This is a genomic window from Microbacterium sp. 69-10, from assembly GCF_001897945.1.
Classification (GTDB): Bacteria; Actinomycetota; Actinomycetes; order Actinomycetales; family Microbacteriaceae; genus Microbacterium.
The window spans coordinates 16,094-29,339 of record NZ_MKRT01000006.1 but is presented as its reverse complement, the minus strand read 5'-3'; the positions used below and the strand labels follow the sequence as shown (position 1 = coordinate 29,339).

Below are 13,246 nucleotides of genomic sequence, written 5' to 3'. Positions count from 1 at the left end.
CTTCAGCGTGAGGCGCTCCTTGTGGGCTGCGACCGCCTCGGCGGTGGTGCCGGTCTGGATCTCGCTGCCGGTCTGGATGTCGGAGACCTGGTCGCACACGTGGTACACCGAGCCGCCCGCGACCCAGGTGACCTGGTCCTTGCCCAGCAGCTGGATGACGGTGGACTGGTCGGCGGTGTACTGCTCGACGGACGCGGGCTTGAAGTCCACGCCGATGTACGTGGCGAGCAGCGCGAGCACGATGCCGACGATGCCCGCCGTGGTCTTCTGCCCCTTGCTCATGTCCTTGTTCAGGAAGACCATGATGATCAGCGGGACGAAGGCGATGATCGCGATGATCGCACCGAGCTGGTTCTGCACGAAGAAGCGCACGGTGTCGGACTTCTTCGCAGGATCGAGGTGGTTGGCCTTCTTCCACAGGATCGAGCCGGTGGTCGACAGGGCCGCGATGACGACCAGCAGCACGAGCAGGCTGATGAACGCCCACTGCGGGAAGGTCGTGGTCGCTCCCTGTGCCTCGACGAGTCCGCTCTCCGGATTGCGGACGAGGGTGCCGTCGGCGCCCGTGACCACGCGCTGCTTCAGCAGCCAGAAGATGCCGACCGCCTCGCCGACGATCGCGACCAGCCACAGCGCCGCCGCGATCCACCGGAACGTGGTCGCCTTCTTCTTCGCCTCGGCCGTGGGCACCCAGGTGCGCTCCGCGGGCGCCTCGGCATCGGGCCGGACGTCCTTGTTCTTGCTCTCTGCCACGGTTTCCTCCCCGGAAGTGGTGTCGCCCTGAGCATAGTGGGGAGCGGGGCCGGGCGTCGGTACGCTGAAAGGATGAGATCCGACGGCGACGACGACGCCCTCAGCTGGGACGGGGACGACGCGCTGGAAGCGCGCCGTCCGGAGATGCGACCCCGGAGGAGGCGGCCGCAGGATTCGCCGCGATCCGATTCCGCGCCGAAGCAGCCGGACGCGCCGGCTGCGGCATCCGATCCGTCGGCTGTGCAGGCGACGGATGCCGGAGACGATGACGAGCCGCAGGGTCTCAGCACCGTGGCCCTGGTCGCGCTCGGCATCCTCGGCGGCGTCTACCTCCTGTACACCGTCGGGTGGGTCATCGGCGGAGTCGGGATGCAGGCGCCCGTGATGTTCACGCTTCCCGCGTTCCTGTACCAGGCGGCACTGTGGCTTGCGGTGCTGGCACCGGCACTGTGGTTCGTCGCCGTCCTGGTGGTCACCCGAGGGGCGAAGGACTGGGTGCGGATCGTCTGGCTGATCGCGGGCGCGGCCCTGCTCGTGCCCTGGCCGTTCGTCGTGTCCGGGGGAGGCGGTGCCCTGTGAGCGGGAACGTGGCAGCTGACGGCATGCAGGGGAGCGGCCGCGTGCGCAGCGCGCTCCGCGGGTTCCTCACCGGTCTCGGCGGTCTCGCGTACGCCTTCGTCATCTGGACGGCCGTGTTCTACGCGATCCAGCTCTCCGTCGGAGGGATGTCGGGTTACGGATGGGTGGTTCTGCTGCTGCCCGCGGTGGTCACGGCCGTCGTCTTCGCCGTCGTCCTGGTCACCACCCGTCGACGCTCGATCGGGGCGCTCGTCCTGGTGCTGCTCGCGGGCCTGGGGCTCAGCGCGGTCTTCCTGCTGAACACGTTCAGCTACGTGATCCGCAACCTGGCGGCGCTCACCGGCTCCTGACGGAGGGACGCCCGGCGTCACACGGTCGGGAGCGTGGATGCCGCTCGGGTAAAGTGTGTCCCGATCGCGCCCCCACCGGCGTGCGGCGCATCGACTGCCCCTCCACCGTGTGCTGCCCCGAAGGATACCTGTGTCGAACCAGTCCGCATCCAAGCCCGTCGTTCTCATCGCCGAAGTCCTCTCGCCCGCCACGATCGAGGCGCTCGGGCCGGACTTCGAGGTGCGCAACGTCGACGGCACCGACCGCGAGGCGCTGTTCGCCGCCCTCGCCGACGCGGATGCCGTGCTGGTCCGCTCCGCGACCAAGGTGGACGCAGAGGCGCTGTCGCACGCGCCCAAGCTGAAGGTCATCGCACGCGCGGGCGTCGGGCTCGACAACGTCGACATCAAGGCGGCCACGACCGCCGGTGTCATGGTGGTGAACGCGCCGACGTCGAACATCGTCTCGGCCGCAGAGCTGACGATCGGTCACATCCTCAGCCTCGCGCGCCGCATCCCCGCCGCGCACGCCTCGCTCTCCGGCGGCGCCTGGAAGCGCAGCTCGTTCACGGGTGCGGAGCTCTTCGAGAAGACCGTCGGGATCGTGGGGCTCGGCCGGATCGGCGCCCTCGTCGCCGCTCGCCTCAACGCCTTCGACATGCGCGTGATCGCGTACGACCCCTACGTCACGAGCGCGCGTGCGCAGCAGCTGGGCGTGCAGCTCGTGTCGCTCGACGAGCTGGTCGCCGAGGCCGACTTCCTCACCATCCACATGCCGAAGACCCCCGAGACCACGGGCATGATCGCCGCGGAGCAGTTCGCCGCCATGAAGCCGACGGCCTACGTGGTCAACGTCGCCCGCGGCGGGCTGATCGATGAGGCTGATCTGCACGAGGCCCTCGTCTCCGGCGAGATCGCCGGCGCCGGCCTCGACGTGTTCACCTCCGAGCCGCCGGTCGAGGGCAGCACCGCGCAGGCGCTGCTCAGCCTGCCGAACGTGGTCGTCACCCCGCACCTGGGGGCCAGCACGGAGGAGGCCCAGGAGAAGGCCGGCGTGTCCGTCGCCCGCTCCGTGCGTCTTGCGCTCGGCGGAGACCTGGTGCCGGATGCCGTGAACGTCGCCGGTGGCGTGATCGACCCGTACGTGCGTCCGGGCATCGCCCTGGTCGAGAAGCTCGGTCAGATCTTCTCCGCGCTGTCGCAGTCCCCGCTCACCAGCCTCGACGTCGAGGTGCACGGCGAGCTGAACGACTACGACGTGAGCGTGCTCAAGCTCGCCGCACTCAAGGGCGTGTTCACCAACATCGTCAGCGACAACGTCTCGTACGTGAACGCACCTCTCCTGGCCGAGCAGCGCGGCGTGGCCGTGCGCCTGCTTCAGGACGACATCAGCGAGGAGTACCGCAACGTGATCACGCTGCGCGGCGCCCTCTCCGACGGCAGCCAGCTGGCCGTCTCGGGCACGCTGACCGGCCCGAAGCAGATCGAGAAGCTGGTGTCCATCAACGGGCACGCGATCGAGCTCCCGATCGAGAAGCACCACGTCGTGATGACGTACACGGACCGCCCGGGCATCGTGGCCGTGTACGGCCAGAAGTTCGGCGAGGCGGGGATCAACATCGCCGGCATGCAGATCGCCCGTGAGGCCGCAGGCGCCCAGGCCCTCAGCGTGCTGACGCTCGACTCGCCCGTCACCGACGAGCTGCTCGCCGACGTGAGCGCCGCGATCGACGCCGACCTGTTCCGCCAGATCGAGATCACCGAGGTCTGATCCGCGCCGCATGACGCCCCGAACGACCCGTCCTCAGCCGAGGGCGGGTCGTTCGCCGTTCCGGCCGGGAAGAACTTCTGAAAGAATCCAGCCGGGCTGTCGATTTCCCGCGCGCCCGCACGTCATGTCGGTGTTCGACACCTCAGCGGGTCACGCGCCCGCACGACGAAGGAGACACGATGTCCGACGAGTACATGATCATCATCCACGAACCCGAATGGGACTACTCCACGCGCACCCCGGCGCAGCTGGACGCGGACCTCGAGGGTCACAAGGCGTTCCAGGCGGCGGTCGCCGCGGCCGGGCAGCGCCTCACGGCCGGAGTGCCGCTGCGTGCGCAGTCCGAGGCGTTCCGCATCCGGCCCTCCGCCGACGGACCCGTCTACACGGACGGCCCGTTCGGTGAGACGCGCGAGGTCGTCACCGGGTTCTACACCTTCACCGCCGACTCGGTCGAGCAGGCGAAGGAGCTCGCCGCTCTCGTCCCCACCGGAGGCTGGCTCGATGTCCACCCTGTGCTCGACATGACGGCCATGCGGGGCTGACCGAGGCGGTGACGATGACGAGCCGCATCGAGGATGCGTTCCGCGCCGACGCGGGACGCATCCTCGGGGCGGTCACCGCGTACACCGGCGACCTGCAGCTGGCCGAGGACGCCGTGCAGGACGCCTTCCTCCGGGCCATCGCGCAGGAGAGGGCCGGTGCGGAGCTGCGCGCGCCGTCGGCCTGGATCACCACCGCGGCGCGCCGTATCGCCGTCGACGCGATCCGGCGCGAGCGCACCGCCGCCCGTGCCCTGCCCACCTTGGCGGCGGATGCCCGGATCGTCGACGACGCCGATCTGGACGCGTTCTCCTTCACCGGGGACGAGAGGCTCGAGCTCATCCTGACGGTCTGCCATCCCGACCTCCCGGAGGAGCCGAGGCTCGCACTCGCGCTGCGCTTCGCGTGCGGCGTCCCGACCCGCGAGGTCGCGGCCATGCTGCTGGTGTCGGAGACGACGATGGCGGCGAGGCTGACCCGCGCCAAGAAGCGCCTGCACGACTCCGAGATCCGCTTCGCAGTGAGGGACGACGAGCAGGTGCGCACGCGCATGCCCGACGCCCTGTCCGTGATCGCCCTGCTCTACACGACGGGCTATGCGGCGCCGACGAGCGCTGAGGGGCGCGTGCTCTGCGGCGACGCCGTCGACCTCGCCAGGGACGCGCTGCGCATCGCGGGCGACGACGCCGAGGCGCAGGGACTGCTCGCCCTGGTGCTGCTCACCGAGGCGCGGCGTCCCTCGAGGGTCGACCCCTCGGGCGAACTGGTCGCCCTCGCCGAGGCGGACCGGGCGCTGTGGGACCGACGGCTGATCGCGGAGGGGGAGCGCCTCGCCACGGGTGCGCTGCAGCACGGGACGGGGCGCTTCGCGCTGCAGGCGGGTATCGCCGGGCTGCACGCGATCGCGCCGACGTGGGAGGCGACGGACTGGTCGTCGATCGCGCGGCTCTACGACGGACTGGTCGAGCAGTGGCCATCGCCGTCGGCGCGGCTGGCGAGGATCGTCGCCCGCGGGTATGCGGAGGGGATCGGGGCCGAGGGGGTCCGTCTGGAGCTGGACGCGGACGAGGTGCTGTTCCAGGGGCCACTGGCGGCGCAGGCCTTCGCCGTGCGCGGCGAGCTCGGCATCCGCTGCGGCGACACGGCAGGAGCACGACGCGACCTGCGTGAGGCGATCGGGCTCACCGAGGACCCGGCGGTGCGCCGGCATCTGGAGCGTCGGCTGCTCGCCGTGGGCGCCTAGGGTGCTCAGGCGGTCGAGCTGCGGACGAGCTCGACCAGCCGCGCCAGCGCTGCACCGGTCGGCACGAATCCGTCGTCTGCCGAGACGCGCCCGTCCGCGGGCTCGGAGAGCGAGTTGTTGAAGTACAGGCCGTCGCTCAGCAGCATCACCAGGTCCAGAGCGGTCTCGTCGCGCACGTGCGGACGGATCGCATCCGCCCATCGGCGGCGCACCTCCCGCAGTGCGGCGGATGCGGCGGCGGAGCCGCCCTGAGCCAGTCGCGTGGTCGCGATGAGCGCCCGATCCAGGGCGTCGTCCTCCATCACCGAGGTGCGGATGTAGTAGGCGACGGGGCCGTCCGGCGCCTCCCGCATGCGCTCCAGGTCCTGGTTCGTGAGCACCGCGAGACGCTCGGCGAGCCCTGTGGCCAGATCGTCCTTCGACGCGAAGTGATAGAGCAGGCCGCCCTTGGAGACGCCGGCGGCCTTCGCGACGGCGTCGAGAGTCGCGGCGCGCTCGCCGTCCGCGATGAGGATGGACTCATAGGCGTCGAGCACGCGTTCGCGCGCCAGGGGAGGGCGGGACATCGGGGACTCCTTGCTCGTCGCGGGCGCCGGCTGCACAGCATCCGATCAGACCGGCATCTGTTACTGTACCAGCTGGACGGTTAAGTTATCGGAGGACATCATGCCCGCCACTGCACCCATCGACCTCACCGGAGTCGACGGACCCCGCGTCGGTCTGCGCGGCTGGGCCGCGCTCGCGGTGCTCATGCTTCCGGTACTGCTGGTGTCGGTCGACAACACGGTGCTGGCGTTCGCGCTGCCCGAGATCTCGGTGTCGCTGCAGCCCAGCGGCGCCGAGCAGCTCTGGATCATCGACGTCTACTCGCTCGTGCTCGCCGGGCTGCTCGTCACGATGGGCGTGCTCGGTGACCGGTTCGGACGGCGGCGGATGCTGCTGATCGGCGCCACCGGCTTCGCGGCCGTCTCCGCTCTCGCGGCCTTCGCCCCCTCGGCCGGGCTGCTCATCGCCGCGCGGGCAGCGCTCGGCGTGTTCGGCGCGATGCTCATGCCCTCGACGCTGTCGCTGCTGCGCTCCATCTTCCGCAACCGCGATCAGCGGCGTCTCGCCATCGCGGTGTGGGCGTCGGCGTTCTCGGCGGGCTCCGCACTCGGGCCGGTCGTCGGCGGCTTCCTGCTCGAGCACTTCGGCTGGGGCTCGGTGTTCCTCATCGCCGTGCCCGTGCTCGTCCCGCTGCTGATCGGCGGCCTGTGGCTGCTGCCCGAGAGCAGCGACCCGAACCCGGGACGGATCGACCCGATCGGCATCGTGCTGTCGATGGCGGCGATGATCCCGGTGGTCTTCGCGATCAAGTCCTTCGCCGTGGACGGCCCCAACCTGGCGGCGGCGGTCTTCCTGCTCGTCGGCGTGTTCGCCGGCTTCCTCTTCGTGCGGCGGATGCGGCGCGCAGAGAACCCGATGCTCGACATGTCGCTGTTCCGCCGCGGAGGCTTCAGCGGTGCGATCCTCGTGAACCTGCTGAGCGTGATCGCGCTGGTCGGCTTCCTGTACTTCGTCTCGCAGCAGCTGCAGCTGGTGATCGGTCTCTCGCCCATGGTCGCCGGCCTGGCTCTGGTGCCCGGGATGGCGGCGATGATCATCGCGGGTCTGGGCGTCGTGCCCGTCTCGCGGCGGGTCGCACCGCACATCGTGGTGCCTGTCGGACTGTCTCTGTCGGCGCTCGGTTACCTGATCGTCGCCGCCACGGCGGGCCTGAACAGCGTCGGATGGCTGCTGGTCGCCTTCGTGGTGCTGGGCATCGGCATCGGGGCGGCCGAGACCATCTCGAACGAGCTGATCCTGGCTCATGCGCCGGCCGAGAAGGCGGGGGCCGCGAGCGCCGTCTCCGAGACCGCCTACGAGCTGGGTGCGGTGCTCGGCACGGCTGTGCTCGGCGGCATCATCACCGCGTTCTACCGCGGTGCGCTCGTGATCCCCGGCGGCGTCCCCTCCGAGCTGGCCGCACATGCTCGCGAGACGCTGGCCGGCGCCTACACCGCCGCCCAGGAGCTGCCCGGCCGGCTGGGCGAGGCGCTGTGGGATGCCGCGACGGCAGCCTTCGGCTCGGGCGTCGTCACGACCTCCATCATCGGAGCGCTCCTGGTGATCGGCGCGATCGTCGTGGCGCTCACCACGCTGAAGCCGTCCCGGAACGGTTCGGCCGGCTGACCCGCATCCGCCCACTCCCGACGGTGACTCACGGTCGGGAGCGGCGCGCGTGCGCCGCTACGCTGGAAGGCAGTGTCCGCGGCGACCAGCGCGGCGGGCCGTGGTGCAGAGGAGTCCCATGTCGCGCGTCGTGAAGCTGGCCGTCATCCCCGGAGACGGGATCGGCCGTGAGGTCATCGCCCAGGCCGAGCGCGTGCTCGACGCAGTCACGGCGGGCAGCGACGTCACCTTCGAGAAGACGCCGTTCTCGCTCGGCGCCGACCGCTTCCTCGCGACCGGAGACACGCTGACGGATGCGGACCTCGACGCGATCCGCTCGCACGACGCGATCCTGCTGGGTGCCGTCGGCGGAGTGCCGGGCGATCCGCGGCTGAAGGATGCCAACATCGAGCGCGGACTGCTGCTGAAGCTGCGCTTCGAGCTCGACCACTACGTCAACCTGCGCCCCTCGAAGCTGTTCGCCGGCGCACCCGGACCGCTCGCGGCTCCCGGCGAGATCGACTTCGTGGTCGTCCGCGAGGGCACGGAGGGTCCGTACGTCGGCAACGGCGGCAGCATCCGCAAGGGCACCCCGCACGAGGTGGCCAACGAGACCAGCGTGAACACCGCGTTCGGCGTGGAGCGCGTCGTCCGCTACGCCTTCGACCTCGCCGAGCGCCGCCGCAGGAAGCTCACGCTCGTGCACAAGACCAACGTGCTCGTGCACGCCGGGGCGATCTGGAAGCGGATCGTCGACCAGGTGGCATCCGAGCACCCCGACGTGACCGTCGACTACCTGCACGTCGACGCCGCCACGATCTTCCTGGTGACCGATCCCGCGCGCTTCGACGTGATCGTCACAGACAACCTCTTCGGCGACATCCTCACCGACCTCGCCGGCGCCGTCACCGGCGGCATCGGCCTGGCGGCCTCCGGCAACATCAACCCGGACGGCGCCTTCCCCTCGATGTTCGAGCCCGTGCACGGTTCGGCGCCCGACATCGCGGGACAGCAGAAGGCCAACCCCACGGCCGCCATCCTGTCCGTCGCGCTGCTGCTCGATCACCTCGGGCTGCGCGACGAGGCCGCGCGCGTGCAGCGCGCCGTCGAGCAGGACATCGCAACCCGTTCGGGCAGCCGCAGCACCAGCGAGACCGGCGACGCCGTGATCGCCCTGCTGCAGGCGTAATCTGACAGTACGTGCGCATCGCCGCCGCATTCGATCGAGGACAGACATGACCGACACCACCACCGCACCTCTGACCTTCGCCGTCACGAAGAACCTCGCCGCCAAGAGCCCGGCTCAGCGCGAGGAGATCCTGCAGAACCCCGGATTCGGCCTGCACTTCACCGACCACATGGTCGACATCTGCTGGTCCGAGAACGGCGGCTGGCACCGTCCGCGCGTGCAGCCCTACGGCCCGATCTCGCTCGACCCCGCGGCCGCCGTGCTGCACTACGGCCAGGAGATCTTCGAGGGCATCAAGGCCTACCGCCACGCCGACGGCTCGGTGCACACGTTCCGTCCCGACCGCAACGCCGCCCGCCTGCAGCGCAGCGCGCGCCGCCTGGCGCTGCCGGAGCTGCCGACCGAGCACTTCATCCAGTCGATCCGCGAGCTGGTCGCGGTCGACGGTGCCTGGGTGCCCTCCGGCGCCGACCAGAGCCTGTACCTGCGGCCGTTCATGTTCGCCAAGGAGGCGTTCCTCGGCGTGCGCCCGGCGAAGAAGGTGGCCTACTACCTGATCGCCTCGCCCGCCGGCGCCTACTTCTCCGGCGGCGTGAAGCCGGTGCGCATCTGGCTGAGCGAGAACTACGCCCGCGCGGGCAAGGGCGGCACGGGAGCGGCCAAGACCGGCGGCAACTACGCCTCCAGCCTGCTCCCGCAGGCCGAGGCGTACGAGAAGGGCTGCGACCAGGTCGTCTTCCTCGACCAGGACGACAACGTCGAGGAGCTCGGCGGCATGAACGTGGTCTTCGTGTACAAGGACGGCCGCGTCGTCACGCCGGAATCCGACTCGATTCTCGAAGGCATCACCCGTGACTCGCTGCTGCAGCTCGCCGAGGACCGCGGTCTGACCGTCGAGCGCCGTCCGGTCTCGCTGGACGAGTGGCGTCAGGGCGTGGCATCCGGCGACATCGTCGAGGTGTTCGCCTGCGGCACGGCCGCCGTGGTCACCCCGATCGGCGCGCTGGTCGCCGACGGCTTCGAGGATGCGCAGCCGCTGGGCGACCTGGCGCTGTCGCTGCGCGAGGAGCTCACCGACATCCAGTACGGCCGCCGCGAGGACAAGCACGGCTGGCTGCTCCGCCTCGACGCCTGAGGCCCGGCGGCGGATAGGCTGTCCGGGTGAAGATCGCACGTTTCAGTCACAGTGACGGCATCCGGTTCGGCATCGTCGACGAGGGCGACCTGGTCGTGCTCGCAGGCGACCCCATGTTCGCCGGATTCGACACGACGGGGGAGCGGGTGCCGCTCGCGGATGCCGCGCTGCTGGCGCCCGTGATCCCGCGCTCCAAGGTCGTGTGCGTGGGGCGCAACTACCGCGAGCACGCCGCCGAGTTCGGCAACGTGGCGCCCGAGGAGCCGCTGCTGTTCCTGAAGCCGAACACCTCGGTGATCGGTCCGGGCGACGCCATCCTCCGCCCGGCGATCTCGGAGCGCACGGAGTTCGAGGGCGAGCTGGTCGTGGTGATCGGGCGCATCGCCAAGAACGTCAAGGCCGAGGATGCGCTCGACTACGTGTTCGGGTACACCGTGGGCAACGACTTCACCGCCCGCGACATCCAGCGCAAGGACGGGCAGTGGACGCGCGGCAAGGGCTTCGACACCTTCTGCCCGCTGGGGCCGGTGATCGAGACCGAGTTCGACGCGGCATCCGCCCGCATCGAGACGCGCGTCAACGGCGAGGTGCGCCAGCAGGCGCCCCTCACCGACATGATCCACTCCGTGGCCGACATCATCGCCTACGCCTCGGCGGCGTTCACGCTGCTCCCGGGCGACGTGATCATGACCGGCACCCCCGCGGGGGTCGGACCGGTCGTCGCGGGCGACACGATCGAGGTCGAGGTCTCCGGCATCGGCACCCTGCGCAACCCGGTGCGCGACGCGGTCCCCGTCTCGTGAGCGCCGCGCTCACCCTCGACGAGCTCGCGGCGATCCAGCGCCGCACCGTCCGCATCCTCTCGCTCGGCCAGGTGCTGGGCGGCATCGCCTTCGGGGCCACGGTGTCCCTCGGCGCCCTGCTGGCCGCGGACCTCTCCGGCAGCGACGCGCTGTCGGGACTGGCGACGGCATCCGTCACCCTCGGGGCCGCGGCCTTCGCCATCCCGCTGGCCCGCTTCGCGGCCCGCCGTGGCCGCCGGCTCTCGCTGACCGCAGGCAACCTGCTGGCGCTGATCGGGGTGGCCACGGTGATCACCGCGGCAGCGACGCGGGTGTTCCCGCTGCTGCTGATCGGCATCATCATGATCGGCATGGGCAATGCGGGAAACCTGCAGTCCCGGTTCGCCGCGACAGATCTGGCTGCTCCCGCCCACCGCGCGAGGGACCTCTCGGTGGTGGTGTGGTCGACGACCGTCGGCGGCGTCACCGGTCCGCTGCTGCTCACACCGGGCGAGGCTCTCGGCCACGCGATCGGGATGCCGCCCCTGACCGGCTCGTACCTGTTCTCGCTGGTCGCGCAGATCGCCGCCCTGATCCTGTACCTCGTCGCCATGCGACCGGACCCGCTGCTGACCGCGCTGCATCTGGCGAGGACGACCACGACCGCGTCGCCGCTCGGAACCGGCGTCGACCGCCCGGTCGTGGCCCGGTACGCGATGTTCGCCGTGGCCGGATCGCACGCCGTGATGGCCTCCGTGATGGCCATGACTCCCATCCACCTGTCGCACATGGCGCACGGAGCGCACGGCAGCATGCCGTCGAGCACGGATGTGACACTTCTCGTGGGCATCACGATCGCACTGCACGTGGCCGGCATGTACGGGCTCTCGCCCGTGTTCGGCATCCTCTCGGACCGCTGGGGACGCGTGCGCGTCGTCCTGCTCGGGCAGGCCGTCCTGGCCGCGTCGCTGCTGACGGCGATCTTCGCCGGCCGCACCCCCGCCGGTGTCATGATCGCCCTCATTCTGCTCGGACTCGGCTGGAGCGCCGCGACCGTCGCCGGGGCCGCGCTGCTCACGGAGTCGTCGACGGTCACGATGAGGCCCCGCCGTCAGGGCATCAGCGACTCGCTGATGAGCCTCACCGCGGCAGCGAGCGCAGCCGCCGCAGGCTGGGTCCTCACGACCTTCGACTACGCCGGGCTCGGGATCGTGGCGCTGGTGTTCGTGATCGCGATCACGGCGCTCTCGCCGCTGGGACGGATCCGCGAGACGGCGGCCAAGACCGACCTGGCCGCGGCCGCCTGAGCCGTCTCGGCCGCAGCATCCGCCCCCGATAGAATCGAGGGGATATGGCTACTGTGCACCCCCTCACCACCACCGCCACCGGATCCGACATCCGCGTGCGCTTCTGCCCTTCGCCCACCGGCCTGCCGCACGTCGGCATGGTGCGCACCGCCCTGTTCAACTGGGCGTACGCGCGGCACAACGGCGGCAAGCTCATCTTCCGCATCGAGGACACCGATGCCGCCCGTGACAGCGAGGAGAGCTTCCGGCAGCTGGTCGACGCGCTCACCTGGATGAAGATCGACTGGGATGAGGGCGTCGAGGTGGGCGGCCCGCACGCGCCGTACCGGCAGTCGCAGCGTCACGACATCTATGCCGAGGTGATCGAGAAGCTGAAGGCCACCGGTGCCGTGTACGAGAGCTTCTCCACCGCCGAGGAGATCGACGCGCGCAATGAGGCGGCCGGCCGGGCCAAGCAGCTCGGCTACGACAACTTCGACCGCGATCTCACCGAGGAGCAGAAGGCGGCCTTCCGTGCCGAGGGGCGTCAGCCCGCACTGCGCCTGCGCGTCCCGGATGAGGACCTCACCTACGTCGACCTGATCCGCGGCGAGGTCACCTTCCCCGCGGGTTCGTTCCCGGACTACGTGATCGTGCGTCCGAACGGTGTGCCGCTGTACACGTTCGTGAACCCGGTGGACGACGCGCTGATGGGCATCACCCACGTGCTGCGCGGCGAGGATCTCATGCCCTCCACGGCCCGCCAGCTGGTGCTGTACGACGCGCTGACCAAGGCGGGTGTCACCGACTTCGTGCCGCGCTTCGCGCACATGCCGCTGGTGCTCGGCGAGACGGGCAACAAGAAGCTGTCCAAGCGCGACCCGCAGGCCGACCTGTTCCTGCACCGCGAGTGCGGCTTCATCCACGAGGGTCTGCTGAACTACCTGGCGCTGCTGGGCTGGTCGATCGGCCCCGACCGCGACGTGTTCTCGCTGGAGGAGTTCATCCAGGCGTTCGACATCGTCGACGTCAACCCGAACCCGGCCCGTTTCGACCAGAAGAAGGCCGAGTCGATCAACGGCGACCACATCCGTCAGCTGGACGGCAAGGACTTCGCCGAGCGGATGCTGCCGTACCTGGCGGATGCCGGCGTGTTCGGCGCGGCCGAGCCCACGCACGAGCAGATCGTCCTGGCGTTCCGCGCCGCGCCGCTCGTGCAGGAGCGCATGCAGCTGCTGGGTGAGGCGCCCGGCATGCTGGGCTTCCTGTTCACCGACGAGGTGACCTACGAGGCGGAAGCCCTGAAGGGTCTGCCCGCGAACGCCGCCGAGGTCCTCGCCGCGTGCGTCGCCGCGCTCGAGCCCGTGGAGGAGTTCACCCCGGATGCCGTGCAGACGGCGCTCTCGGCGAAGCTGGTCGACGAACTCGGCCTGAAGCCGCGCGTCG

General features: G+C 70.3%; 12 protein-coding genes and 1 pseudogene. 11 read left to right on the top strand and 2 right to left on the bottom strand.

Annotation, left to right across the window (positions count from 1 at the left end; all coding sequences use genetic code 11):
• A partial coding sequence (locus BGN97_RS02100) for a hypothetical protein (RefSeq protein ID WP_292697613.1) occupies positions 1 to 753 on the bottom strand: 753 nt, incomplete at its 3' end.
• Between the two features lie 72 nt (positions 754 to 825).
• Here BGN97_RS02100 and BGN97_RS02095 point away from each other — a divergent pair.
• From BGN97_RS02095 to BGN97_RS02075, 5 genes are all read left to right on the top strand, one after another.
• Positions 826 to 1,332, top strand: a complete 507-nt coding sequence (locus tag BGN97_RS02095; RefSeq protein WP_292697611.1) for a DNA polymerase III subunit gamma/tau — start codon at positions 826 to 828, stop codon at positions 1,330 to 1,332.
• Positions 1,329 to 1,682 carry a hypothetical protein gene (locus BGN97_RS02090; RefSeq protein WP_292697609.1) on the top strand — a complete coding sequence of 118 codons (354 nt, stop codon included), beginning with the start codon at positions 1,329 to 1,331 and terminating at the stop codon, positions 1,680 to 1,682. The genes BGN97_RS02095 and BGN97_RS02090 overlap by 4 nt, the downstream gene beginning before the upstream one ends.
• A 130-nt stretch (positions 1,683 to 1,812) precedes the next feature.
• On the top strand, positions 1,813 to 3,432 hold the full coding sequence (serA, locus tag BGN97_RS02085) for a phosphoglycerate dehydrogenase (protein WP_292697607.1): 1,620 nt from the start codon (positions 1,813 to 1,815) through the stop codon (positions 3,430 to 3,432).
• Between the two features lie 179 nt (positions 3,433 to 3,611).
• Entirely contained in the window at positions 3,612 to 3,977 is a 366-nt protein-coding gene (locus BGN97_RS02080; RefSeq protein WP_292697605.1) for a YciI family protein, read from the top strand.
• A gap of 14 nt (positions 3,978 to 3,991) precedes the next feature.
• The gene (locus BGN97_RS02075) at positions 3,992 to 5,218 is read left to right on the top strand and encodes a sigma-70 family RNA polymerase sigma factor (protein ID WP_292697603.1); all 1,227 of its coding nucleotides are present in this window, start codon (positions 3,992 to 3,994) and stop codon (positions 5,216 to 5,218) included.
• A 5-nt stretch (positions 5,219 to 5,223) separates the two neighbouring features.
• Here the strand turns inward: BGN97_RS02075 and BGN97_RS02070 are convergent, their stop codons facing one another.
• Positions 5,224 to 5,784, bottom strand: a complete 561-nt coding sequence (locus tag BGN97_RS02070) for a TetR/AcrR family transcriptional regulator (RefSeq protein WP_292697601.1) — start codon at positions 5,782 to 5,784, stop codon at positions 5,224 to 5,226.
• A 100-nt stretch (positions 5,785 to 5,884) separates the two neighbouring features.
• Here BGN97_RS02070 and BGN97_RS02065 point away from each other — a divergent pair, with 100 nt between their 5' ends.
• From BGN97_RS02065 to gltX, 6 genes and pseudogenes are all read left to right on the top strand, one after another.
• Entirely contained in the window at positions 5,885 to 7,429 is a 1,545-nt protein-coding gene (locus BGN97_RS02065) for an MFS transporter (protein ID WP_292697600.1), read from the top strand.
• 118 nt (positions 7,430 to 7,547) lie between these two features.
• The gene (locus BGN97_RS02060; RefSeq protein ID WP_292697599.1) at positions 7,548 to 8,597 is read left to right on the top strand and encodes a 3-isopropylmalate dehydrogenase; all 1,050 of its coding nucleotides are present in this window, start codon (positions 7,548 to 7,550) and stop codon (positions 8,595 to 8,597) included.
• Positions 8,598 to 8,643: 46 nt separating this feature from the next.
• Complete coding sequence (locus BGN97_RS02055) at positions 8,644 to 9,732, top strand: branched-chain amino acid aminotransferase (RefSeq protein ID WP_292697598.1); 1,089 nt, start codon at positions 8,644 to 8,646, stop codon at positions 9,730 to 9,732.
• A 26-nt stretch (positions 9,733 to 9,758) separates the two neighbouring features.
• Positions 9,759 to 10,535, top strand: coding sequence for a fumarylacetoacetate hydrolase family protein (locus tag BGN97_RS02050; protein WP_292697597.1), 777 nt, complete (start codon positions 9,759 to 9,761; stop codon positions 10,533 to 10,535).
• Positions 10,532 to 11,821: an MFS transporter gene (locus tag BGN97_RS02045; RefSeq protein WP_292697595.1), complete on the top strand. Its 1,290-nt coding sequence runs from the start codon at positions 10,532 to 10,534 to the stop codon at positions 11,819 to 11,821. The genes BGN97_RS02050 and BGN97_RS02045 overlap by 4 nt, the downstream gene beginning before the upstream one ends.
• Before the next feature lie 44 nt (positions 11,822 to 11,865).
• A pseudogene (gene gltX / locus BGN97_RS02040) lies at positions 11,866 to 13,246 on the top strand (glutamate--tRNA ligase); the annotation flags it as partial.

Bases quoted from the DNA above. Each gene is read 5' to 3' on its own strand.
- BGN97_RS02095 (WP_292697611.1), top strand. From the start codon at position 826: ATGAGATCCGACGGCGACGACGACGCCCTCAGCTGGGACGGGGACGAC.
- BGN97_RS02080 (WP_292697605.1), top strand. From the start codon at position 3,612: ATGTCCGACGAGTACATGATCATCATCCACGAACCCGAATGGGACTAC.
- BGN97_RS02075 (WP_292697603.1), top strand. From the start codon at position 3,992: ATGACGAGCCGCATCGAGGATGCGTTCCGCGCCGACGCGGGACGCATC.
- BGN97_RS02070 (WP_292697601.1), bottom strand. From the start codon at position 5,784: ATGTCCCGCCCTCCCCTGGCGCGCGAACGCGTGCTCGACGCCTATGAG.
- BGN97_RS02065 (WP_292697600.1), top strand. From the start codon at position 5,885: ATGCCCGCCACTGCACCCATCGACCTCACCGGAGTCGACGGACCCCGC.
- BGN97_RS02060 (WP_292697599.1), top strand. From the start codon at position 7,548: ATGTCGCGCGTCGTGAAGCTGGCCGTCATCCCCGGAGACGGGATCGGC.
- BGN97_RS02055 (WP_292697598.1), top strand. From the start codon at position 8,644: ATGACCGACACCACCACCGCACCTCTGACCTTCGCCGTCACGAAGAAC.